This window comes from Planotetraspora silvatica, assembly GCF_016863315.1.
GTDB lineage: Bacteria > Actinomycetota > Actinomycetes > Streptosporangiales > Streptosporangiaceae > Planotetraspora > Planotetraspora silvatica.
The window spans coordinates 115161-137037 of the sequence record NZ_BOOQ01000041.1; the positions used below are offsets into that span (position 1 = coordinate 115161).

Consider the following 21877-nt stretch of genomic DNA (forward strand, 5'->3'; position numbering starts at 1 on the left):
CCTAGGGGGCCTGCAGGAGGATCTTCCTGCGCTCGTCCTTGGCCAGCCTGTCGACGTAGAGGGTGCCCTCGAGGTGGTCGAACTCGTGCTGGAAACAGCGCGCCAGCATCCCGCGGGCCTTGACCTCGACCGGGCGGCCGAGTCTGTCGAGGCCGCGGATCGTCGCCCCCGCGGCCCGGCCGGTCGGCGCGTAGAGCGGCTTACCGGTCTGCTTGCCGGGGACCGACAGGCAGCCCTCCTCCTCGACGACCTCTTCGGGGTCGTCGATGGTCAGCTCCGGGTTGATCACGTGGCCCTTGCGGTTGCTGATGTCGTAGACGAACAGCCGCCTGGCGACGCCGACCTGGGGGCCGGCCAGGCCCACGCCGTCGGCCGCGTACATCACCGAGAACATCTCGTCGATCAGGCGCCGCAGTTCGCGGTCGAAATCCGTCACCGGTTCCGCGGGCGTGCGCAGGACCGGGTCGCCGACGTAACGGATCTCGTGCATGACGCTCCTGCCTGCTCCGCGGCCCCGTCCTCGTCCGCGCGGGTACATGTAAGGACCCAGATAGGGTCACGTCTCTTACTGTAATGCAGCCCCCGGTCGTGTCGCCCGGACGAACCTGCGAAACTTGGCCTGTGCGTGTCTACATCGGCTCCGATCATGCCGGCTTCGAACTCAAGAACCACCTGGTCGCCTGGCTCAAGGAGCGGGGCCACGAGGTGGAGGACTGCGGGCCCTCCGTCTACGACGCGGAGGACGACTACCCGCCCTTCATCCTGCGCACCGCGCGCGGGGTCGCCGACGAGCCCGGCAGCCTGGGCATCGTGATCGGCGGTTCGGGCAACGGCGAGCAGATCGCCGCCAACAAGGTGCCCGGCATCCGGTCGGCCCTCGTCTGGAGCGACGACACCGCGCGGCTCAGCCGGGAGCACAACGACGCCAACGTGATCAGCGTGGGCGCGCGGATGCACCCGCTCGAGGACGCCGTGCGGTTCGTGGAGCTGTTCCTCGCGACGCCGTTCTCGGGACAGGAGCGGCACTCCCGCCGGATCGAGGAACTCGCCCGGTTCGAGGCGACAGGCGTGCTGCCGCCTCTGCCCTAGGGAGTGTCCCGCCGGTTCGGGCCGTTCCCCGGCCCGGGAACGGTCGCGCCGTTCGTCTCCCTGCCCCGGCGAGTCTCCCGCCGGGGCGTCTCGTCGCGGAGGGGCTGCCGGTCGGCGGCGTCCTGCTGCTCCTCCGTCGGGCGTGACACGTCCCGTGCCCGCATCGCCGTCATCGCCGTGATCTGCAAGCTTTGCAGTGCCATGCTCCGAGCCTAGAAGACGAGACCCGTCCACGGCTTCGGGTCCCAGGACATCGCGGTGGACAGCTCACGCAGCGCGCCTTCGCGGTGTTCCCGGACGATCCCCGCTCCCGCGAGTGCGGTGAGCGGCCGTCCGCCGAGGTAGGCCGCGCCGAGCACGGTCACGGGCAGGGTCAGGTCGGCGGGGTCGTCGGTCCGCTCGCACGACGCCTTGGCGGTGGTGAGCCGCCACCGGCCGGCGTTCCAGGGGCAGACGTCGTCCTCGACCTCGATGACCAGGTCGGCGGGCGCCGCGTAGGACCGGGAGGCGAGGGCGCGGTCGACGTCCACGATGCGGACCCACAGCTCGTCCAGCCAGCCCGCGTTGAGATTGCGGGGCTCGGCGAGCAGATGGATGATCGGGTCGTCCACGGGCCGGCTCCAGGCGAAGACCCTGGAGCACAGGTCCCGATCCAGGACGCTGCGCCAGAGCATGGCGTACGCCGCGGGGTCCGAGGCGAACAATTCCTTCAGCCGGACTTCGCCGTCAGGCACGTCGTGGTCGGTGTGGCCGGACTTCACCCGGAAGAGGGCGTAACCCCGGGGCCCGTCGTCGTCCTCCGCGATCACGCAGCGGAGCGGGCCGGCGCCGCCGCGGTCGTGATCCTCGTCGGGCAGGACCTCGACGCGCCACCGCGCGTCCGACCTCGCGTACATGCCGGGACGTTGAGTCCACACGGACTCGAAGACCTTCCGGAGCTGGGGAAGCTCGTCCGCGGGCTTGGCCACGCGGAGGCGCAGCGCCGGGTCGGCGGGGGCGCTCTTGACGAACTCCGACCCGCGCTTCGGGATGCGCACGAAGATGGCGTCCGCCGCCCTGCCGTACCCGAACCGGCCGTAGATCGCGGCCTCCGACGCGTAGAGCGCGGCGACGGCCTCGCCGTTGTCGTGCAGGTCGTGAAGCTGACGGGTCATCAGGGCGGAGAGCACGCCGCGGCGGCGATGGGAGGCCAGCACTCCGACGGCGGTGACTCCGGCCACCGGGATCGGCCCTCCGGGGACCGTCATCGTGAAGGTGATCGCGGCGGCGCAGCCGACCATGAGATCGCCGTCGAAGGCGGCCAGCGATCGGTCGATCTCGGCCACTTCCCGCCAGCGGTCGGCCGCCGCCGGCGGATACGAGGAGTTGAACGCTTCGTAGTCGATGGCGGCGAACGCCGGCCATTCGGACTCGGTAATGGGGCGAACCTGGACAGTCACCCATTCACACTAGGAGCGCCCTGTGATCGACAGCCACCCAATATACGTGCTTGATGATCAAGGTCTTGGTCAAGTGGGTGCCTTCATGCGGGTTGGGCGGATACAGTCGAGCTCATCATGAGTTCCCGTCCGGCGCCGCTGATTCCTCCACGGCTGCGCGCGTTCCTGGGACGCGTACCGCTGTTGGTGCCGCTTGTCCGTTCTGTGCGGAAACTCTCGTCCAACGACCGCAGCCTGCTGATCGCGCTGGTCGTCGTCTCCCTGCTCATCGGGATCCTCGACGCGGAGGTCTCCGCCTACTGGTTCTCGCCCTCGCTGCTCATCCTGGTCACCCTCATGGGCGGCCTCCAGCTGCGGTTGCGCAGCCTGGCCGTATTGCTGTGCGCCGTCGCGCTCTCCCTGTCGTACACGGGTGCGATCAGGGGGATCGAGAGCGTCGGTGCGGGCCTGCTGATAACGATGGGCTTCACGGCCGTGCTCGCGTGGCTGATGGCCCGCACCCGCGGCAAGCTCGGTGTGCAGGGCCTCCGCGGCGACGCGATGCTCCTGGAGTTGCGCGACCGGCTGAAGCGGCAGAGCGAACTGCCGCCGCTCCCCAAGGAATGGGGCAGCAAGGTGGTCCTCAAGCAGGCGGGCGGCTCGTCCTTCGGCGGCGACTTCGTGGTGTCCATGCGCGAGGGGGACCACGTCGAGATCGCGGTCGTGGACGTCTCCGGCAAGGGCGTGGACGCGGGGACGCGGGCGCTCATGTTGTCCGGGACGTTCGGCGGCCTGCTCGGGTCGGTCCGGGACTTCCTGGCCGCCTGCAACACCTATCTCCACCGGCAACTCGGTGACGAGGGGTTCGTCACCGCGGTTCACCTGACCCTCGACCTGTCGACCGGCGAGTACAAGATCACCTCTGCCGGTCATCCGCCCGTGGTGAAGTTCGACGCGGGCACCGGCACGTGGCGGGTCTCGACGGCCAAGGGCGTCGTCCTCGGAGTGGTTCCCGATCTGCACTGCGAGCCCGACAGTGGGGTGCTCCGCAAGGGCGACGCGCTCATGCTCTTCACCGACGGGCTCATCGAGCAGCCGGGGCGCGACATCGACGCCGGGCTCGACCGGCTGCTGGGGGAGGCCGAGCGGCTCCTGCCCTCGGGGTTCCGTGACCGCGCCCGCCAGCTCGTCCAGTCGATGACGTCCGGGCACAACGACGACTGCGCCCTGGTCCTCATCTGGCGTCCCTGAGCGCCGGGCCGGAGAGGCCGCGACAGGGCGACAATCATCACTCCATGTAATCTCCCATGCGCGTATCGTGTGCCAGGTCATCGGCCGCGCTCGCGGCCCTGTGTCTCGGTACGGCCGGCGCCGAACGGCCTGAAATGGGGCGGATCGTGGAGAAGCACTACGAGCTTTACTGTCTCGCCGATCCGACCTTCTACGACTCGCCGCTCGCCGGTCCCGACGACCCCGGCTTCGAGCTGGCCCATCGCACGGTGCCGGGTGGATGGGCGCGGACGCGCAAACCCGGTGCGGTGGCCTACCGGCCCCTGACCGCGACGCCGCCCGGCCAGGGCTGGAAGATCCTCATTTCGGCACGCATCGAGGAGGCGCCCGAGGTCCTGGCGAAGGTGGGGGAGCACTGCCTCGAACGGGAGCTCGCCTTCGGCTTCGTCCGGACACGGCCGATCCTGCATCTGAACAACGCCGAGCACGCCGACCGCGGATCGAGCGGGACGTTCATCACCGTCCATCCGGCCGGTGAGGCGGAGCTGGAGACGGCGCTGGCCGAGCTCGACGGCATTCTCGGCGGTCATCGTGGTCCCGCCGTCCCCGGCGGGCTGAGGTACGGCAAGGGCCCCGTCTACGTGCGATACGACGGGGAGGAGGGTGGCGCGGGCCTCTCGCCGCAGGACGGGGCAGGGGCCGCGGACCGCTCTGAGCCGAGCTTCACCTTGCCGTCCCACGTGACGCCGCCCGCGTTCCTTCTTCCGTACATGGCCGGTCATGACGATCCGGCCGCCGACGTGCCGTACCGCGTGGAAAGCGTGCTGCGCCGGACCAACGGCGGCGCGGTCTACCTCGCGACCGACGCTCGCACGGGCGAGCGGGTGGTGCTCAAGGAGGCGCACCCCGACGCGGGTCTGGACGAGGCCGGCACCGACGCCGTCGCCCGTCTGTCCCACGAGCGGCAGGTGCTCGAACGGCTCGCCGGCCTCGGCGTGGCCCCCGAGCTCAGGGCGTACTTCACGCAGGGATCACGTCACTATCTGGCGACGAACCGGGTCACCGGGGAGCCGTTGAGCGAGGTGTTCGCCTCCCGTCACCCGCTCGGCGGCGCGGGGGAGGCCGACCTCGAGGGCTACGTGGAGTGGGCCACGGAGATCTGCGCCACGGTCGAGGACGCCGTCATGAAGCTCCACATGAACGGGCTCGTCCTGCGCGACCTCGACATGTCGTCGTTCATCGTCCGGCCGGACGGCGGCGTCACGGTGGTCGGCCTCGAGGCGGCCCAGCCGGTGCTCGAGGCGACCGGAACCGGTTTCGCGGGCTCCGGTTTCGGGGCCCCGCTGGGAACCGTCGGCTTTGACGTCGACCGGTTCGCCCTGGCCTGTCTGCGCTTCGCCCTCTTCCTCCCGCTCACCGAGCTGTTCCTCCTCGACCGGGGGAAGGCCGCCGAGCTGGCCGAGGCGATCCGCCGGAGTTTCCCCCTCAAGGAGGGGTTCCTGCGGCCCGCGGTCCGCATCGTGAGCGGCGGCGAGACAAGGCTCGCTCCGTCGCTGGACGGCTGGCGCCAGATGCGGTCGTCGATGGCGCGGGCGATCCTGGCGTCCGCCACGCCGGAGCGCACCGATCGGCTCTTCCCCGGCGACATCGCCCAGTTCGAGTCCGGCGGCCTCGGATTCGCCCACGGCGCGGCGGGCGTGCTGTACGCCCTGCACGTGACGGGCGCCGGCCGCTATCCCGATCACGAGGAGTGGCTGCTGAGCCGGGCGCTGAACGGCGCGCGCGGCGGCAGGCCCGGCTTCTACGACGGCATGCACGGGGTGGCGCACACCCTGGCGAACCTCGGCCATCACCAGGCCGCGCTGGAGGTCCTCGAGGCCGCCGGGCGCGACCGCCCGCCGGTGCAGGCGACCGACCTGTACGGCGGGCTCGCCGGCATCGGACTCAACCAGATCTACCTCGGCGAGCTGGACAAGGCGCTCGGCACGGCGAGCACGCTGGCCGAGCGTCTCCCCGGGCAGGCCCCCGGCGGCACCGGCCTGATGTACGGGGCATCAGGGCCGGCGTTGCTGTTCCTCCGGCTGTATGAGAAGACGGGCGACGTGCAGTGGCTCGACCAGGCCGAGGCCGCGCTCCGGCTCGACCTGGGCCGCTGCGCCGTCCAGGCCGACGGGTCGCTACGGGTGACCGAGGGCAGGCGGGTCCTGGCCGGCCTCGACCGGGGCAGCGTGGGCATCTCCTGGGTGCTGGGCGAGCTCCTGCGCTACCGAGCCGACCCCGGGCTCTCGGCCGCGCGGCAGCGGCTCGACCGCGCGGCGCGGTCGCTCTTCCACCGCCAGCCGGGGCTGTTCACCGGGCGGGCCGGAGCCCTCGCCTACCTGTGCAGGGAACGCGCGGGCGGCTGGGGGCTCGAGGACCCCGAGGCCGGCCGCCAGCTCGCCGCGCTGTCATGGCACTCGATGACGTACCAGGGGCACCTGGCCTTCCCCGGTGAACGACTGCTGCGCCTGTCCATGGACCTGGCCACAGGAACGGCGGGGGTGTTGCTCGCGGTCGGCGGCGCGCTCCACGGTGAACCCGTCGGCCTGCCCTTCCTGAGCGGCGCGATGCCGGCGAGCAGGCAGGACGCCGCCGCGGTGGAGACGTCGCGAGCCGATCGCGGGTGAACCCCGGCTACAACCAGCCCGCGTCGGCGGCGATCCGGACGGCGTCGACGCGGTTGCGGGCCCCGGTCTTGCAGATGATCCGCGACAGGTGGTTGCGGACCGTGCCGACCGACAGGCCGAGCTGGTCGGCCATCTCCTTCGACCGGGCACCGCCCGCGGCAAGACGCAGGACGTGGAGCTCGCGAGGGGTCAGCGGATTGTCCGCCGCCTCGATCGCGGCGACCGCGAGGTCGGGATCGACCACGCGGTGTCCCGAGTTGATCCGGCGGATCCCGTGGGCGAGCTGTTCCGGCGCCACCTGAATGCTCATGTAACCGAGGACGCCCGCCGCGAAGGCCCGTTTCACGTGTCCGGGATTGGGCTGGCCCGACAGGATCATGACCCGGCAGCGGGGCACCTTCTCACCCAGCCGGGCGGCCGCGCTGAGCCCGTCGACCCCGGGCAGGTCGACATCGATGACCGCGGCGTCGGGCTGGAGGTCGAGGGCCGTCGGGACGATGTCCTCGGCCGAGCCGACGTCCGCCACCACCTCGAGATCACTTTCGCCGTCGAGCGATGCCACCAGGCCTCGCCGTACCAATGGAAGGTGTTCGGCAACCAGGATCCGGATCAAGACGCTCCCCTCTGCGCGGTCTCTCACAGGGTGATCGAGTGGATGCATACTGTCAACGAAGTGTCCCGTTCCGGTCAGCCTCCCGCAACCCGAACCGTCGCGGGCTCGGCTCGGGAGGCGATGTCGTGGGCTACCCTCGAATGGTGCGATGTCTGGCAGGGCACTATCTCCGACTTGAGGGGACGCGCTGATGATCCTGCTCTCGTTGGCCGGGTTCGTGATCGTCTTCGTCGGTTTGCTGCTCTCGATCGGGCTGCATGAGATCGGTCATCTCGTGCCCGCCAAGATCTTCAAGGTGCGGGTCACCCAGTACATGGTCGGTTTCGGGCCGACGATGTGGTCGCGCAGGCGCGGGGAGACCGAGTACGGCGTGAAGTGGCTTCCCATCGGGGGCTACATCCGGATGGTCGGCATGTTGCCGCCGCGCCCGAACGACGATCCGACCAAGCTGCGCAGCATCTCGACCGGTCCGTGGCAGGGCCTCATCGAGAACGCGCGGGCCGTGGCGTCGGAGGAGATCCGCCCCGGTGACGAGGACCGGGTCTTCTACCGCAAGCCGTGGTGGCAGAAGACGATCATCATGTTCGGCGGCCCGGCGATGAACTTCGTTCTCGCCTTCCTGCTGTTCGCGGTCGTGTTCATCGGTTTCGGCGTGCAGATGCCCCAGCCCGTCGTGGCGACGGTGTCGAGGTGCGTGATGCCGACGACGGAAGTGGACAAGCGGGACTGCCGGCCGGGCGATCCGGCCACCCCCGCGGCCCAGGCGGGGCTGCGCCCCGGTGACCGCATCGTGTCGGTCGGGGGAGTCGCGGTGAAGTCCTGGGACGAGACCACGCGCCGGATCCGCGACCTCGGCGCCGGGGCGACCACGCTGGGCATCGACCGGGCCGGCAAGACGCTGACGGTCGGCGTGAACCTCATCGCGCAGGACATGCCGGTGCCCGACGAGCCCTCGAAGATCCAGAAGAATGTGGGCTTCCTCGGTGTGGCGCCCGTCAGCGTCCTCGAGAGGCCCGGTCCCGGCTATGTGCTCGGCCGGATGTGGGACTTCACCGAGACCACGGCGGCGGCGATGGTCAACATCCCGAAGAAGATGGTGGGCGTCTGGCAGGCGGCCTTCTCCGGTGAGAAGCGCGACCCCAACGGGCCGATCGGCATCGTGGGGGCCGGCCGCATCGGCGGGGAGATCGCCACATCGGACCTGTCCGCGGAAAACAAGATCATTATCTTCGTCAACCTGCTCGCGGGGCTCAACCTCGCCGTCGGGATGTTCAACCTCATCCCGCTGCTGCCGCTCGACGGAGGGCACATCCTCGGCGGGTTGTGGGAGGGCCTCAAGCGGGGGATCGCCCGGGTACGGCGGCGGCCCATCCCCGGATACGTCGACGTGGCCAAGGCCCTGCCGCTGACCTACGCGATGGCGGCGGTGCTGCTCGTCATGGGCGGCCTGCTCATCTACGCCGACCTGGTCAACCCGATTCGCATCTCGGGCTGACCCACGCGTCAGCCCGTCGCGTCGCCGCTGGGCGGGGTCACTCTCCGGTGACCCCGTCGATCTGCTCACGGATGAGGTCCGCGTGGCCGTTGTGCCGTGCGTACTCCTCGATCATGTGGACGAGGATCCAGCGATGGGAGACGGTGACACCGCGCGCCTGACGCCTGGCGAGCGTGTCGAGGTCGGGGTGGGCGGCGGTGACCGCCCGTGCGGCGTCCACCTCGGCCCTCCAGGCGGCGAACGCCTCGTCGGCGGACGCGGTGTCGACGTTGTCGAATTCCCCGTCGGGGTCCTCGAGGCTGAAGTGGATGGGCTCGACGTCCTCGCCGTTCAGCCGCCTGCGGAACCAGGTGCGCTCGACGTCGGCCATGTGGCGGACCAGGCCGAGCAGCGACAACGTCGACGGGGGCACCGGGCGCAGGCGCAACTGTTCCTCGGTCAGGCCGTCGCACTTCACCGCGAGGGTCTCGCGGTGCCAGTTGAGCCAGGAGATCAGCATCTCCCGCTCGTTCGCGACCGGGGGTGGATCGATTCGCTTTTCCGTCATGCCTGGATCCTGCCGGGACGGCGCGGCGGTGTCATGTCGTTTTCCCGCCGGTGAGCGGGCGGGCAGCCGTCACACGACGCCGGTGAGCTGCGAGGTCTTCAGCACCACCAGGACGACCAGCAGGGCGAGCACGGCGCCGACGCCGGCGAGATGCCGGTTGCGCGGCAGGTGGGCCAGGCAGAGCGCGACCGCGCCGCCCGCGAGCAGGCCGCCCAGATGCCCCTCCCAGGAGGAGAATCCCGCGGAGATGACCATCCAGATGAGGAACGTCACGATGAGCCGGGTCGCACCGGCCGGATCATGGTTGAGCCGCCTGCTGAAGACGAAGTAGGCGACGGCGAGCCCGAAGACCGCACCGGAGGCGCCGACCGCGGCCTGGTCCGGCGAGATCAGGTACGCGAGCGCCGACCCGCCCAGCCCGGACACCAGGTAGAGGGCGATGAATCGCAGCCTGCCGAGCACCTCCTCGACCACCCGGCCCAGGGTCCAGAGCCAGTACATGTTGAAGACGACATGCAGGATCGCGAGCGGTCCCTGGGTCGGCTGCAGGTGCAGGAAGGTCGAGGTGATGAGGCGGTACCACTCCCCGAAGGCGACGCCGACGGGCTGGAGACCGGAGCCGTCCCCGTACAGGCGGGCGAACTCCTGCTGGTAGAGGTATTGCCGGCCGTCCGGGCCCAGAAGGCCGATGCCCAGGTTGCCGAACCGGTCGACGATCCCGGGGAAAGCCAGCTCCGCGATGTAGGCCAGCACGTTGACCGTGATCAGGGCGTAGGTCACGGCGGGCACCGCGGACACCTTGCCGCCGAACACCGTGCGTGCCTGCCGTACGGACTTGTTGCCCTCGCGGACGCACTCGACGCACTGGTGGCCCACCGCCGCGTCCCGCATGCAGTCGGGGCAGATGTAGCGGTCACACCTGGTGCACCGGAGGTAGGTCTCCTTCTTGGGATGCCGGTAACAGGTGGGGGCCTCGGCCTGCGCGGGCGCCGAAACCTGATCTTCCATGTGCGTTCTCACCTCATGCGGGGCCGGGGGGCGTGGCGGGCGCAGCGAGGGTATCGGGCCGGAGCCGGGGAAAGGGGCTACGGAAGATCACAAGACGTGAACAAGGGGGTGATCACGCGGGTGTGCGGGCCGCGGGGGCTTGGCTCGCACACCCGCGTGATCGTGGGGGTGGGACAGATGGTCTGTGGTCGCATCGAGCTCACTGAATCAAGCTCAGTGCATCGAGATGTGAACGTGGTCGTAGTGGTTGGCGGTGATCCCGCCGCGGTCGGCCATGCTCCGCCAGCCGGGGCTGCCGAGGTTGTAGATGCGCTGCTGCCAGATCACGTACATGACGCCCAGCTTGGGGCCGTTCTTGATGGCCCACGCGGCGAGGTCGTCGCCGAGGGCCTTCATGTCGGCGCTCGGCATCGAGCCGCCCGAGCTCATCATGAAGTCGCACGCGCGGCCGAGCGGGTGCTCGCCGCTGCTCTCGTTGCGGTAGCAGCCGACGGTGTAGCGCAGGTCGAAGTTCTTTTCGACCTCGCTCTTCATCAACCGCATCCGGGGAGTGATGTTGTCGGCGCCGCTGGGCAGTTCCGGAGCCCAGGAGCCGTTGGCGAGCCTGCCGGGGGCGAGGGGGATCAGCTCGTCGAGCTTGTCCTTGATCTGGCCGATGAGTTTCTGGGCGTCCTTGCGCTGTTCGGTCACCTTGGCGGACTGCGCGGTGAGCCGCTCCGTCAACGCCTCGGCGGCGTCGGAGGCCTGCCGGCGGTCCGCCTCGATCTGCGAGAACCGGTTGATCACGGCGACCTGCTCCGCCTGCAGCTGAGCCAGTACCGCGGAGCCTGAGGGGTCGGGAACCATGATCGCACCGCTGGTCTGGTAGCGGACCCCGGCGAGCTGCCCGACCTCTCTTTGCGCGGCCTGGAAGTCGCCCTGAGTGCCCGCGAGCCGGTCACGTGCGCTCTTCTCGGCCTTCTTGGCCTCGGCCAGCTCGACCCGGGTGGCGTTGTAGTCGGCGATCAGGTCGTTGACCTGCTTCTCCAGTGTGGACAGCTGCTTCTTGAGCTGACCCTCACTGGGTTTGGGTGCGGCCTGGCTCGCGGTCGACGTGGCGAACACGAGCACGCCGGATACGAGGACCCCGGAGACCAGGGGAAATACGCGGGGCAGCGCCCACTCCTCTCCATCTGCCGACCGGGTTAGCTGACGGGTTCGGGCTGGAGCTGCCCGGGCACGCGAGTGCCTTCACCCCAGTTGCGAGTTGGGTCCCCGGTTCCCGGGCGAGGCGCCCGGGATTAGGCGCACCGGCTGGTTCAGCCGGTGCGATGGATAGTAGTGGTAAAGAAAGCGTCTTTGCTAGCTAAAGTTGGAACAAATCAGAGATCAACTTGTTATCTGCACATTGCGCAGCATCCGAGCCGCTTCCTCCGGGAGGATGTCGTTGACGAAGCCGCCCATCGCCGACTCCGAGCCCGCGAGGAACTTCAGCTTGTTCGGGGCCCGCCGGATGCTGAACAGCTGAAGATGCAGGTAGGCCAGGTCGCGCCCGAAGGAGACCGGCGCCTGGTGCCAGGCCGAGATGTACGGCATGGCCACGCCGAACAGGCCGTCCAGGCGGCGCAGCACGCTGGTGTAGAGCGGTGCGAACGCCGAGCGCTCCTCGGAGGTCAGCGCGGGGATGTCCGGAACCTGCCGGTGCGGATAGACGTGGACCTCGAAGGGGTACCGCGCGGCGGCGGGAACGAAGGCCGTCCAGTGCTCGTTGGCCGCGACCACCCGGGGACCGGTCCGCTCGGCGCTCAGCACGTCGGCGAACAGGTTCCCTCCCGTGTGCCGGGCGGCGGCGCCGAGCATCTGCTTCGTCCGGGGCGTCACGTACGGGTAGGCGTAGATCTGGCCGTGAGGATGCGGGAGCGTGATGCCGATCTCGGGACCCCGGTTCTCGAAGCAGAAGACCTGCTCGACCCCCGGAAGCGAGGACAGCTCGGCCGTGCGGTCCGCCCACGCCTCCATGACCAGCTCGACCTGCTCGTCGCTCAGCGAGCCGAAGGACGCGTTGTGGTCGGAGGTGAAGCACACCACCTCGCAGCGTCCGACGCCTGGCCGTACCTGGCTGAGCCCGCCCACCTGCTCGTATTCGCCGAGGTCGAAGCTGAACGAGGGGAAGCGGTTCTCGAAGACCGCCACGTCGTAGGGGGAGGGGATCTCCGACCACGGCTTGGCCGGGCACAACGGGCACTCGTCGGCCGAGGGCAGGTGGGTCCGGGTCTGCCGGTGCCGCGCGATCGCGACCCACTCGTCCATCAGCGGGTCGTAGCGCAGCTCGGACGCGAAGGGCCGAGGGGGAAGATCACGCGGGTCGATCGCGCTGCGGTCGGCGTCGTCCCGCCGATCGAAGTAGATCAGCTCCCGGCCGTCCGCGAGATGGCTGATGGTGCGCTTCACAGAACTGCTCCCAAATCGTCGTGGGCCGCCGCGTCCACCAGGACCAGCTCGCCGGCGTGTTCCGACAGCTGCTCCATGGCGTCCTCCGGCAGACCGGTGTCGCTGATCACCACATGGGCGCGGGAGAGCTCGGCGATCGTGCTGATGCCGACGGTGCCCCACTTGGTGTGGTCGGCCAGCACGATGAGCTGGTGCGCGGCGTCGACCAGCGCCCGGTCGGTCTCCGCTTCGAGCAGGTTGGGGGTGGTGAACCCCGCCCTGGCGCCCATCCCATGGACGCCGAGCATGAGTGTGTCGACGTTCAGGGACCGGATGGCCGCGACGGCCACCGGGCCGACCAGAGCGTCGGAGGGAGTGCGGACGCCGCCGGTCAGCACTATGGTCTGGTCGCCTCGGGCCGCCCGGTGGAAGACGTCGGCGATCTGGACGGAATTGGTGATGACGGTCAGATCGGGCACGTCGACCAGGTGGTGGGCGAGGGTCCAGGTGGTGGTCCCGGCGGAGAGCGCCACCGCGCTGCCGGGCCGGACGAACTGCGCCGCCCGCCGGGCGATGGCCTCCTTCTCGGAGCGCTGCCGTACGGACTTGGCCGCGAAACCGGGCTCCTCGGTGGATCCCGTGCCGGTCGCCGTGGCCCCGCCGTGGACCTTCTCGATGAGCCCGCGATCCGCGAGCACCTCGAGGTCGCGCCGGATCGTCATGTCGGAGACGCCGAGATCCTGCACCAGCTCCGCGACGCGCACGCCGCCCGTCCTGCGGATCCTCTCCAGGATGGTCTGTTGCCGCTGCTGGGCCAGCATCACCTCTCCAATCAACAGATTCCAACAAATTGTGCCATATATCCACGGCACGCATGTTGAGTCATGGGGAGACGAGGGGAATCACGTGCTTGTCCGGCACGCGTGCACGGAGGATGGTGGAGGGCGGAAGCCGTCCCGACAGGAAGGCGACGCGTCATGGGAAAGCGGCAGCGCAAGTCCAAGGCACGCAAGAAGAAGAAGGCCAACCACGGTAAGCGCCCCACGGGGCGTTGAGCACCTGGTCGTGCCGGTTCAGCCTGTTCTGCCCCACGCGGCCAGCAGTCTGGTCTGCGGATCCGCTTCTTCCGGCACGTCCCGGTGGTCCCCGATGACTCCCGTCTGGCGGTAACCCTCCTTCGCCTGGGCGAACCATTCGGAGCAGGTGGCGACCAGTTCGGGATCGAGCCGCTCCTGCGCGCCGATGGCACGGGACAGATCCCAGGTGTGGATCAACGCGTCCGCGAACAGTTCGGTGATGTACTCCTCACCGGGCACGTCACCAAAGGACAGATGGGTCACCGCGGTCAGGGCGCCCTCGACGTACACCGCTTGGACGGCGCCCTGCGCCGACACCTCGAACGCCTTGATCGCGTCGTCGCCGAGGACGTCACGTTCGTAGGTGTCGCTCACTTCGGGGATCGTACGGCCGGCGAGGAGGTCGGGCGCCCAGAGATTCTCGTTGACCATGTGGTTGACCAGCGCCCGGACATCCCAGTCCACGCAGGGGGTCGACAGCTCCCACTGGTCGTCCTCGACGAGTTGGAGCCGGTTCCCGAAGCCGTCCAACGCCCGGCGGTACGCGTCCCGGATGTCGATCATGATGTCCCCTCCTCGCCCAGGAGCTCTCCTTCGACCGTAACTCTTCTGGACGATCAGGTCGTACACGGTCTTATATGGACGAAGCATCAGATCAGTGGATGCGCTGCTCCACCCAGACGATCTTTCCGTACTGCGTGGGGCGTGTGCCCCAGCGGTAGGCGAACCGCTTGACGAGCTGAAGCCCCCGGCCCGTGTCGTCATCGGGGGTGGACGCACGCGGGGCGGGGCTCGTCGGGGAGCCGTCGGCGACCTCGCACACCAGCGTCCTGCCGCGCAGCAGACGCAGCTCGATCGGCGGCCAGCCGTGTTTGAGCGCGTTGGTGACCAGTTCGCTGACGATGAGCTCGCTGCTGTCGATCAGACCGCTCAGATGCCAGGACGACAACGTGGCCCGGACGAATCGGCGGGCGTGCGCCACGAACCGGGGGTCGGCCGGCAGCGGGCAGGTCGCCACCTCGTCGGGGTCGAGCTCGCGCACCCGGGCCAGCAGCAGGGCGATGTCGTCGCGCTCGTGGCCGGGACGCTGGCTGCTGATCGTCAGGTCGCACATGTCCTCGAGATCCTCGACCGGTCCCGCCAGGAGGCGGCGCAGGGCCATGATCCCGGCGTCGATGTCACGATCCCTGCTCTCCACCAGGCCGTCGGTGTAGAGGGCGAGGACGCTGCCGGCGGGCAGGACGAGCTCGCGCATCTCCAGGGGATCGCTCCCGATGCCGAGAGGGAGCCCAGAGGGCAGCTCGATGATCTCGGTCGACCTGTCGGGGTGGATGAGCACGGGCGGGACGTGGCCGGCCCGGGAGAAGGCGCAGTTCCGCGTGACCGGGTCGTAGACGGCGTAGACGCAGGTGGCGATCTGCGTGGGGTCGAGGTCCTGGCTCATCAGGTTGAGCCGGAAGAGCACCTCGTCCGGCGGAAGGTCGAGGCTCGCCAGCGTCCGGGCGGCCGTGCGGAGCTGGCCCATGGTGGCCGCCGCCCGGGTGCCGTGCCCCATGACGTCGCCCACGACCAGCGCGGAACGGCAGCCCGGCAGCGGGATCACGTCGTACCAGTCGCCGCCCACTCCCATCAGGTCGCTGGCCGGCAGGTAGCGCGAGGCGATCTCCATGCCGAGCGGCTGGGGGAGGTCGGCGGGCAGCAGGCTGCTCTGCAGGGTCAGCGCCGTACGCCGCTCCCGGGTGTACAGCCGCGCGTTGTCGACGCACACGGCCGTCCGCGCCGCGAGCTCCTCCGCCACTGAGACGTCCTGCTCCTCGAAGGGGCGGCTGCCCGGCCTGCGGCTGAACACCACGCACCCGAGCACCCTGCCGCGGGCCTTCAGCGGGACGGCGAGGAACGAGGATTCGGTGAGAAGGCCGGCGACCGACTCCTCTCGTTCGATGCCGGCGCCGATCAGCCGGGCGCTGTCCTTGTCGAGGACGGGATACATCAGGGGCTGCCCGGTCGCCATGCACTGGGCGTGGGGGAGCGCCGGGGGATACGACGTGATCTCGTCGATCGGGAAGGCGCGCAGCCACGCCTCCGGGTTGTCGCTGGCCACCCCGAGCGCGATCCGGCGGAAGAGCGTGGTCCCGTCGATCGGCCGGGAGGGCAGTTCGCCGTCGATCATGAGCCGTTCCTGCACCATGATGGCCGCCGTGTCGGCGAAGCGCGGGACGGCCACGTCCATGAGCTCGCGGCTCGTCTCCGCGAGATCGAGCGTGCTGCCGATCCGGCGGCTGGCCTCGTTGAGGAAGGCGAGCCGTTCGTGCGCGGACGCGGCGCTGCTGCGGCGCCACTCGGCCCGGGTGTCCTGGGCGGGGGCCTTGATGACGCAGTTCCGGTTCAATCGCTACTCCGGCGGGAAACGGTGGGTGTCCCAAATCGTATGGAGGTGATACATCACATTTCAGCAATCTCCGAAGTCGGCAGGAGATTGACTCGGATATGCGGCGATTTCCTAGATTCATGACTAATGGGCAATATGCCCGATATTGCGGTGGGGGATCGCCGCCACATGCCTGCCGCAGGCCTCAGACGGTGCCGCCGCTGCGCCAGTAGACGTTGTTCTCGCGGCTGAGGAACGCCTCGTCGACCAGGTAGCGCCGCAGGGCGGCGTAATCGTCGTGGAACGCGCGGAGCGCGACGTCGACCTCTTTCTCCGAGTAGCGGATACCAGGCTCGAAGACGCGCGCCACGTAGTCCAGCACGATCAGTCTCTTCGCGCGCTTCGTCGGGAGCGAGGTCAGCCGTCCATCGACGAGGAACGTGTCGAGCAGGCTCGCGGGTTCCTTGGGCGTCGCACGGAGCAGGTTCCGGAACACCTCCGGGTCGGCTCGCCAGCCGTCTTCATCCTGTACGGCGAGGCCGCCGCGGGCCAGCCGTGTCAGCGCCCGCTCGGCCACCTCGGGAGCGAGCCCGGTCACCTTGCCGGGCGGATCCTCGGGTCGTAACACGAGACCGGCGAAGACCCGCAATGTGTCGTCCTGCCCGAGGAGACCGAGCACGCGCGAGATGTCTCTTTCGATCACGGGTCCACCGTACTTTCTCCCGCGCGACCGCGCTGCCCGGAGTCGGCGAGGCCCTTTGTACAGTCGGATGAAAGGCCAGTTCGGACCACAGGAGGTCCCCGTGCCAGCGCAACTCGACCACACGATCGTCCACAGCAGAGACCGTTTCGCCTCCGCGCGGTTCCTGACGGAACTGATCGGCGCCACGGAACCCAGGGCGTTCGGGCCGTTCGCCGCGGTCCCGCTCGCCAACGGGGTGACGGTGGACTACGCCGACTCGCTCGTCGCCGGAGACCGGATCATCATGCAGCACCTCGCCCTTCTCGTCTCGGAGGACGAGTTCGACGAGATCTTCGGCCGGATCGTCGAGCGGGGCCTGCCCCACTGGGCCGAACCCGCGCACCACGGCCCAGGCCAGATCAACCACCGGGACCAGGGGAGAGGCGTGTACGTCGACGACCCCGACGGGCACGCCATCGAGTTCCTCACCCGCACCCACGTCCTGGACGGCTGACTCTCGTCAGCGGTCTGGAGACGTCGAGTCGCCTGCCGTGCCGTCTCCGTCGTCCCGGGAGCTCCGACAGGCCCTGTGATGATGCGGGTGGGAGTGCTTTTCCAGCCGACCGGGCCGGTCGGCTGGAAAAGCGCAATCATTTGATAGGTGTATCCCACCCTGGCTCCTGACAAGATTCTCTGTAGCTTGTCAATATGTTCGACGGGAATCTTCTCGGCGAGTTCCTCCGGGCTCGGCGTTCGGTCACGACCCCTGACCAGGTCGGGCTGCCTCGAGTCGGCCGCCGCCGTACGCCGGGGTTACGCCGCGACGAGGTGGCGATACTGGCCGGAGTCAGCGTCGACTACTACACCCGACTGGAACAGGGCAGGGAACACAAGCCATCCGATCAAGTACTCCAAGCGCTGGCACGGGCCCTCCGACTCGACGCCGACGCCACCGAGCATCTGTACGAGCTCGCGCGTGGCCGACCGCACAAGCGGAGGCCCACCGGCCGGGTCGACGCCGTCAACCCGAGCGTGCTGCGGTTCGTGGAGGGCTGCGACCACGTCTCGGCGCTCGTGGTGAACGGCCGGCTCGACGTGCTGGCCAGGAATCCGCTGGCGAACGCCATCTACGAGGGGTTGGAACACGCCGGCAATCTGGTCCGCCTGGCCTTCCTCAACCCTGCTGCACGCGCGTTCTACCTGGATTGGGAACAGCAGTCCTGGGTCAAGGTGGCGCATCTGCGCGCCGCGGCGGGATCAGACCTCCAGGACCCGGCCATGGTCGAGCTGATCGAGGAGCTCTCGCTCGCAAGTGACGATTTTCGCCGGATGTGGGCTCGTCACGACGTACGGGCCGTGACCGCCACGTCGGTCCGCTTTCGCCACCGCGACGTCGGCGACCTCGCCTTCAATACCCATATGTTCACCATCGAGAGTGCCCCTACGCAGCAGATCCTCATATTCGAGGCCGAGCCCGGCACCCCGTCCGAGCGCGCTCTGGCCGAGCTGCGCCGTACCCATCCCTAGCGTTTTTAGCGTCCCCAGCGGCAGACGGGACCGGCGCATCCTCCGGAACTCCACGACTCTCGACTGGTTCGGCCGAACCAGTCGGCCGGCCCACCGCGATCTGCCGGCGCTCGTGCTGGGTGAGCCTGCCTTCGGTCACAGGCGCAGGCTCGAACCAGAGGGCCGAGCTGCTGGTGCTCTCGCGCTTGGCAGTCAGGATTGAACTTCGTCGAAGAGGGCGAGGGCTTCGGTGGGGTCCGGGCTCACGAGGCGTGCCAGACCGGCCGTCGTGATCTCCGCCCACCTGCCGGCCCGTGCCCACATCTGTTCCTCGAAGGCACGGACGGCCTCGTCCAGATCGCCGGGGCCGGGGGCGGCGGCGACGGATTCGGCGAGTTCGGCGCCTTCCAGCATCGCGAGGTTCGCGCCCACCCCCAATGGGGGCATCAGGTGGGCGGCGTCGCCCAGGAGCGTCACCCCGGGGACGTGGGCCCAGGTGTGGGAGACGGGCAGGACGTAGAGGGGGCGGTGGACGAAAGCGGTGCCGTGGCGGAGGAGGTCGAGGACGGGAGCGGCCCAGCCGTCGAACAGAGCCAGCAGGCTTGATCGCACGGCTTCGACGTCGGCCAGGTCCAGGGCCGCGTCCATGCCTGTGTCCAGGCCCATATGCCGGTCCGGATTCGTGTGCCAGTCCAGCGGTGCGCGGAACTGGGCGTACACCTTGACGTGGCCGCCGCTGTTGCGCTGGGCGACGAGGGCGCGGTTCACGCCGTACACAGCCATGGAACCGTCGCCGATCAACCGGGCGAGGTCGGGGTGGCGGGTGTCGACGTCGTCCAGGGAGGTCTCGACCCCGGTGACGCCGGTGTAGTGCGGCGTCGCGGACGAGATCGCCGGGCGGACTCTGGACCAGGCGCCGTCCGCGCCGATCACGAGGTCGAACGTCTCCCGTCGCCCGTCCGCGAAACGGACCAGCACGCCTGCATGGGTCTGCGGCAATACCTCCGTCACGCGCCGCCCCCATTGGACGTCGAGGGGGCCGAGCAGCAGGTCGCGGAGTTGCCCGCGGTCGATCTCGGGATTGGCCCGTTCACCCGGACGGGGTTTCCAGTCGCGAAGGACGGTCCCGTTCGTGTCCAGGATGCGCATGGCCTGCCCCTCGGGACGGGACAGCCCTTGGAACTCCGCCAGTAGCCCCGCCTTCTCCAGTGCGAGCTGGCCCATCCCTTCGTGCAGGTCCAGCGTGCCGCCCGGGGGACGGGCGTCGGGGGCGGGATCGCGTTCGAGGACGGTGACGGGGTGACCATGGCGGTGCAGGACGCGGGCGAAGGTCAGGCCGGCGGGGCCGCCCCCGACAACCGCGATACGGTGGCTCATGGCGATACACTGTATTTAATCATTACAACGTATTGCAACAGTACGATGTAACCATGACTGTGTGGGACCGGCCGGAGCCGCCGACTCGCCCCGTGCCGCTCGACCGGGAGCGAATCGTCGCCGCCGCCATCGCGCTGGCCGACGAGGGCGGACTGGAGGCGGTGTCCTTGCGCAAGGTCGCCGCCCGGCTGGACGCCGGCCCGATGCGGCTGTACGGATACATCTCCACCAAGGAGGAGCTGTTCGACCTCATGGTGGACGAGGTCCACGCCGAGATCCTCCCCGAGGAGCAGCTCGGCGACTGGCGGGAGGTGCTGCGCATCCTCGCCCAGCGCACCAGGCAGGCAGCTCTCCGTCACGAATGGCTGGCCGACCTGCTCGGTGGCCGCCCGACCCTGGGCCCGAACGGCCTCGCCGTGACCGAGGCCAAGCTGGCCGCCCTCGACGGCCTCGCCGACCTCGACACCGTCATGCGTGCCGTGGAGACTGTCAGCGCCTATTTCACTGGCGCGATCAGGCGCGAGATCGCGAACCTGCGGGCCGAGCGCGCCACGGGCCTGTCCAAGCGCGACTGGCAGCGCGCCTCCGGCCCGCATGTGAGGAGGATGCTGGCCACGGGCCGCTTCCCGGCGCTGGCCAAGGCAGTGCACGACGGCACGGAGGTGGACGCCGAGGCGTCCTTCGCGACCGGCCTGGACTGGGTCCTCGACGCCGTGGCCGCCAAACTCGCCCGGCCGCCGGCGTGACGCTCAGGATTTCCAGGTGACATCTGTGGCACCATGACGCCGCCAGACCGCGCACCTACCTGCTCGACTGGTTCAGAGCCTCCGTTGTGATGTCACCCGTGCTGGGTCACGTTGATGACCGTGCCGTTCGGGTCTCGGACGAAGAATCGCCGAAGGCCCCAGTCCTCGTCCGTGAGCGGGTAGACGATCTCTGCCCCGGCCTCGACAGCTCGGCCGAAAACCGCGTTGACGTCGTCGACCTCGATGGAGACGTCGGGGTGGACTCCGGCCTTGATGTCCAGGCTCATGACACTGAGCTGCACCTCACGACGGTCTGTCCCGAAGAACAAGATCCAGTCGAGGCCGCCATGCTCCTCCAGCCCGACCACGTCCCTGTAGAAAACCCGACTCTCGTCAAAGCGGTCGGATTGGATGTTCGGCTTGATCCGCTTGACACCCATGGCAGGAGTTTATGGCCTCGATGCGCCGCGTGGCCCCGAGTTGTCACCCGTTTCGAACATCCTCATCTCGGCAGAGTCGGATGTCCTCCACGTGGGGAACGACACCCGCTCGGCGCCATGGGAGCACGTTTGCGGCAGTGTCATATGCCTGACTAAAGTCAGGCATATGAACTCGGACCTCATCGCCGCAGCGCGGCGGTTCAACCGGACGGTCACTCAGCGGATCGGGGCGCTCGACGACGAGTACATGGCCCGCGGAAGACCCCTCGCGCAGGCACGTCTGCTGTGGGAAATCGGCCCCGGCGGCGCCGAGGTCGCCGCGCTACGGGCCCGGCTCGGGCTGGACTCGGGGTACCTGAGCCGGCTCCTGCGCACCCTCGAAAGTGACGGGCTCGTCACCGTCGGGCCGGCCGACCAGGTCGGTGGCGACGCGCGAGTACGGGCCGCCGTGCTCACCGACGCGGGCCGGGCCGAGTGGACCGAACTCGACAAGCGTTCCGACGAGCTCGCCTGGTCGATCCTCGAGCCGCTCTCCGAGCAACGCCGCGAACGGCTCGTCGCGGCGATGGCCGAGGTCGAGCGGCTGCTCATCGCGTCGATGGTGGTCATCGAGCCGTGCCCCCCGGGCGACCCGCGGGCCCGGGCGTGCGTGCGGGCCTACGCCCGGGACATCGCGCGACGCTTCGACGACGGGTTCGACCCGGCACTGAGCAACCCGGTCCACGACGAGGAACTCGTCCCACCCGCCGGCGTGTTCCTGCTCGCCACTCTCAACGCCGAGCCCGTCGGCTGCGGCGCGGTAAAGCTCCACCGCGACGCACCCGCCGAGATCAAGCGCGTCTGGGTGGCGGACTCCGTCCGCGGGCTCGGGATCGGGCGGCGGATGCTGAACGAGTTGGAACGATATGCCGCCGAGCGTGGCTGGGCCGCCATCCGGCTGGACACCAATGGCAACCTCACCGAGGCGATCGCGATGTACCGCTCGGCCGGCTACCGCGAGATCGAGCCGTACAACACCGAGCACTACGCCCACCACTGGTTCGAGAAGCACCTCGCACCGTGACGGCGCGCCTGGCGGGGTGGCCGGAAGCGGATCCGGCCGGTCCTGCAAGGGGAGTGATGGTCATGGACCGCATCTTCAGGGGAAGACCCGGAACCATAGTCACGCAGAAGGCCACCCCCGATCTTGGGGATGGCCTTCCTACTG

23 protein-coding genes and 1 riboswitch are annotated in these 21877 nt (G+C 69.2%); of the genes, 9 read left to right on the forward strand and 14 right to left on the reverse strand.

From position 1 onward, the window contains the following. Position 1: 1 nt before the first annotated feature. Positions 2-490, reverse strand: a complete 489-nt coding sequence (gene def / locus Psi02_RS28760) for a peptide deformylase (RefSeq protein WP_203957496.1) — start codon at positions 488-490, stop codon at positions 2-4. Positions 491-621: 131 nt separating this feature from the next. Between def and Psi02_RS28765 the strand changes: the two genes are divergently transcribed. After that, positions 622-1089: a ribose-5-phosphate isomerase gene (locus tag Psi02_RS28765; protein ID WP_203978975.1), complete on the forward strand. Its 468-nt coding sequence runs from the start codon at positions 622-624 to the stop codon at positions 1087-1089. On the opposite strand, the gene Psi02_RS28770 is transcribed toward Psi02_RS28765, so the two are convergent. Together Psi02_RS28770 and Psi02_RS28775 are read right to left on the reverse strand one after the other, a co-directional pair. Next, on the reverse strand, positions 1086-1292 hold the full coding sequence (locus Psi02_RS28770) for a hypothetical protein (protein WP_203978976.1): 207 nt from the start codon (positions 1290-1292) through the stop codon (positions 1086-1088). The genes Psi02_RS28765 and Psi02_RS28770 overlap by 4 nt on opposite strands. A 9-nt stretch (positions 1293-1301) precedes the next feature. Then, positions 1302-2528, reverse strand: coding sequence for a GNAT family N-acetyltransferase (locus tag Psi02_RS28775; protein ID WP_203978977.1), 1227 nt, complete (start codon positions 2526-2528; stop codon positions 1302-1304). A gap of 117 nt (positions 2529-2645) precedes the next feature. On the opposite strand from Psi02_RS28775, the gene Psi02_RS28780 reads away from it, so the two are divergent. Beyond that, entirely contained in the window at positions 2646-3758 is a 1113-nt protein-coding gene (locus Psi02_RS28780; protein ID WP_203978978.1) for a PP2C family protein-serine/threonine phosphatase, read from the forward strand. Between the two features lie 56 nt (positions 3759-3814). Beyond that, the gene (gene lanKC / locus Psi02_RS28785; protein ID WP_203978979.1) at positions 3815-6403 is read left to right on the forward strand and encodes a class III lanthionine synthetase LanKC; all 2589 of its coding nucleotides are present in this window, start codon (positions 3815-3817) and stop codon (positions 6401-6403) included. Positions 6404-6410: 7 nt separating this feature from the next. Here the strand turns inward: lanKC and Psi02_RS28790 are convergent, their stop codons facing one another. Then, positions 6411-7016 (reverse strand): response regulator transcription factor, encoded by a 606-nt coding sequence (locus Psi02_RS28790; RefSeq protein ID WP_203978980.1) that lies wholly within the window; start codon positions 7014-7016, stop codon positions 6411-6413. A 190-nt stretch (positions 7017-7206) separates the two neighbouring features. Between Psi02_RS28790 and Psi02_RS28795 the strand changes: the two genes are divergently transcribed. Beyond that, a complete protein-coding gene (locus Psi02_RS28795; RefSeq protein WP_203978981.1) occupies positions 7207-8511 on the forward strand; it encodes a M50 family metallopeptidase in 1305 nt (434 codons plus the stop codon). A gap of 37 nt (positions 8512-8548) precedes the next feature. Here Psi02_RS28795 and Psi02_RS28800 read toward each other — a convergent pair whose 3' ends face one another. The 5 genes from Psi02_RS28800 to Psi02_RS28820 all read right to left on the reverse strand — a co-directional run bounded on the left by Psi02_RS28800 (position 8549) and on the right by Psi02_RS28820 (position 13296). After that, positions 8549-9058 (reverse strand): DinB family protein, encoded by a 510-nt coding sequence (locus Psi02_RS28800; protein ID WP_203978982.1) that lies wholly within the window; start codon positions 9056-9058, stop codon positions 8549-8551. A gap of 69 nt (positions 9059-9127) precedes the next feature. After that, positions 9128-10066: a rhomboid family intramembrane serine protease gene (locus tag Psi02_RS28805; RefSeq protein WP_203978983.1), complete on the reverse strand. Its 939-nt coding sequence runs from the start codon at positions 10064-10066 to the stop codon at positions 9128-9130. Between the two features lie 213 nt (positions 10067-10279). Next, the gene (locus Psi02_RS28810) at positions 10280-11176 is read right to left on the reverse strand and encodes a coiled-coil domain-containing protein (RefSeq protein ID WP_239095238.1); all 897 of its coding nucleotides are present in this window, start codon (positions 11174-11176) and stop codon (positions 10280-10282) included. 49 nt (positions 11177-11225) lie between these two features. Continuing rightward, positions 11226-11363: riboswitch (cyclic di-AMP (ydaO/yuaA leader) on the reverse strand. Positions 11364-11434: 71 nt separating this feature from the next. Next, the gene (gene galT / locus Psi02_RS28815; protein ID WP_203978984.1) at positions 11435-12496 is read right to left on the reverse strand and encodes a galactose-1-phosphate uridylyltransferase; all 1062 of its coding nucleotides are present in this window, start codon (positions 12494-12496) and stop codon (positions 11435-11437) included. Then, complete coding sequence (locus tag Psi02_RS28820) at positions 12493-13296, reverse strand: DeoR/GlpR family DNA-binding transcription regulator (RefSeq protein ID WP_203978985.1); 804 nt, start codon at positions 13294-13296, stop codon at positions 12493-12495. Before Psi02_RS28820 ends, galT begins: the two co-directional genes overlap by 4 nt. A gap of 156 nt (positions 13297-13452) precedes the next feature. Here Psi02_RS28820 and Psi02_RS41160 point away from each other — a divergent pair, with 156 nt between their 5' ends. Next, the gene (locus tag Psi02_RS41160; protein WP_373315687.1) at positions 13453-13530 is read left to right on the forward strand and encodes a 50S ribosomal protein bL37; all 78 of its coding nucleotides are present in this window, start codon (positions 13453-13455) and stop codon (positions 13528-13530) included. Between the two features lie 18 nt (positions 13531-13548). Here the strand turns inward: Psi02_RS41160 and Psi02_RS28825 are convergent, their stop codons facing one another. The 3 genes from Psi02_RS28825 to Psi02_RS28835 form a co-directional block, all read right to left on the reverse strand. Continuing rightward, positions 13549-14115, reverse strand: coding sequence for a TIGR03086 family metal-binding protein (locus Psi02_RS28825; RefSeq protein WP_239095239.1), 567 nt, complete (start codon positions 14113-14115; stop codon positions 13549-13551). A 91-nt stretch (positions 14116-14206) separates the two neighbouring features. Next, entirely contained in the window at positions 14207-15940 is a 1734-nt protein-coding gene (locus Psi02_RS28830) for an ATP-binding SpoIIE family protein phosphatase (RefSeq protein ID WP_239095240.1), read from the reverse strand. 184 nt (positions 15941-16124) lie between these two features. Next, positions 16125-16622, reverse strand: a complete 498-nt coding sequence (locus tag Psi02_RS28835; RefSeq protein ID WP_203978986.1) for a DUF2087 domain-containing protein — start codon at positions 16620-16622, stop codon at positions 16125-16127. 100 nt (positions 16623-16722) lie between these two features. Here Psi02_RS28835 and Psi02_RS28840 point away from each other — a divergent pair, with 100 nt between their 5' ends. Beyond that, positions 16723-17115: a VOC family protein gene (locus Psi02_RS28840; protein ID WP_203978987.1), complete on the forward strand. Its 393-nt coding sequence runs from the start codon at positions 16723-16725 to the stop codon at positions 17113-17115. A gap of 194 nt (positions 17116-17309) precedes the next feature. Further along, on the forward strand, positions 17310-18128 hold the full coding sequence (locus Psi02_RS28845; RefSeq protein WP_203978988.1) for a helix-turn-helix transcriptional regulator: 819 nt from the start codon (positions 17310-17312) through the stop codon (positions 18126-18128). 192 nt (positions 18129-18320) lie between these two features. On the opposite strand, the gene Psi02_RS28850 is transcribed toward Psi02_RS28845, so the two are convergent. Next, positions 18321-19484 (reverse strand): FAD-dependent oxidoreductase, encoded by a 1164-nt coding sequence (locus tag Psi02_RS28850; RefSeq protein ID WP_203978989.1) that lies wholly within the window; start codon positions 19482-19484, stop codon positions 18321-18323. A 53-nt stretch (positions 19485-19537) separates the two neighbouring features. On the opposite strand from Psi02_RS28850, the gene Psi02_RS28855 reads away from it, so the two are divergent. Further along, positions 19538-20230 (forward strand): TetR/AcrR family transcriptional regulator, encoded by a 693-nt coding sequence (locus Psi02_RS28855; protein ID WP_203978990.1) that lies wholly within the window; start codon positions 19538-19540, stop codon positions 20228-20230. Positions 20231-20322: 92 nt separating this feature from the next. Here Psi02_RS28855 and Psi02_RS28860 read toward each other — a convergent pair whose 3' ends face one another. Continuing rightward, positions 20323-20670: a VOC family protein gene (locus Psi02_RS28860; RefSeq protein ID WP_203978991.1), complete on the reverse strand. Its 348-nt coding sequence runs from the start codon at positions 20668-20670 to the stop codon at positions 20323-20325. 166 nt (positions 20671-20836) lie between these two features. Here Psi02_RS28860 and Psi02_RS28865 point away from each other — a divergent pair, with 166 nt between their 5' ends. Continuing rightward, a complete protein-coding gene (locus Psi02_RS28865; protein WP_203978992.1) occupies positions 20837-21733 on the forward strand; it encodes a helix-turn-helix domain-containing GNAT family N-acetyltransferase in 897 nt (298 codons plus the stop codon). The last annotated feature ends 144 nt before the right edge of the window (positions 21734-21877 follow it).

Coding starts and splice junctions, on each gene's coding strand:
- def (WP_203957496.1), bottom strand. CDS start 490: ATGCACGAGATCCGTTACGTCGGCGACCCGGTCCTGCGCACGCCCGCG.
- Psi02_RS28770 (WP_203978976.1), bottom strand. CDS start 1,292: ATGGCACTGCAAAGCTTGCAGATCACGGCGATGACGGCGATGCGGGCA.
- Psi02_RS28780 (WP_203978978.1), top strand. CDS start 2,646: ATGAGTTCCCGTCCGGCGCCGCTGATTCCTCCACGGCTGCGCGCGTTC.
- lanKC (WP_203978979.1), top strand. CDS start 3,815: ATGCGCGTATCGTGTGCCAGGTCATCGGCCGCGCTCGCGGCCCTGTGT.
- Psi02_RS28795 (WP_203978981.1), top strand. CDS start 7,207: ATGATCCTGCTCTCGTTGGCCGGGTTCGTGATCGTCTTCGTCGGTTTG.
- Psi02_RS28800 (WP_203978982.1), bottom strand. CDS start 9,058: ATGACGGAAAAGCGAATCGATCCACCCCCGGTCGCGAACGAGCGGGAG.
- Psi02_RS28805 (WP_203978983.1), bottom strand. CDS start 10,066: ATGGAAGATCAGGTTTCGGCGCCCGCGCAGGCCGAGGCCCCCACCTGT.
- Psi02_RS28820 (WP_203978985.1), bottom strand. CDS start 13,296: ATGCTGGCCCAGCAGCGGCAACAGACCATCCTGGAGAGGATCCGCAGG.
- Psi02_RS41160 (WP_373315687.1), top strand. CDS start 13,453: ATGGGAAAGCGGCAGCGCAAGTCCAAGGCACGCAAGAAGAAGAAGGCC.
- Psi02_RS28825 (WP_239095239.1), bottom strand. CDS start 14,115: ATGATCGACATCCGGGACGCGTACCGCCGGGCGTTGGACGGCTTCGGG.
- Psi02_RS28845 (WP_203978988.1), top strand. CDS start 17,310: ATGTTCGACGGGAATCTTCTCGGCGAGTTCCTCCGGGCTCGGCGTTCG.
- Psi02_RS28850 (WP_203978989.1), bottom strand. CDS start 19,484: ATGAGCCACCGTATCGCGGTTGTCGGGGGCGGCCCCGCCGGCCTGACC.
- Psi02_RS28855 (WP_203978990.1), top strand. CDS start 19,538: ATGACTGTGTGGGACCGGCCGGAGCCGCCGACTCGCCCCGTGCCGCTC.
- Psi02_RS28860 (WP_203978991.1), bottom strand. CDS start 20,670: ATGGGTGTCAAGCGGATCAAGCCGAACATCCAATCCGACCGCTTTGAC.
- Psi02_RS28865 (WP_203978992.1), top strand. CDS start 20,837: ATGAACTCGGACCTCATCGCCGCAGCGCGGCGGTTCAACCGGACGGTC.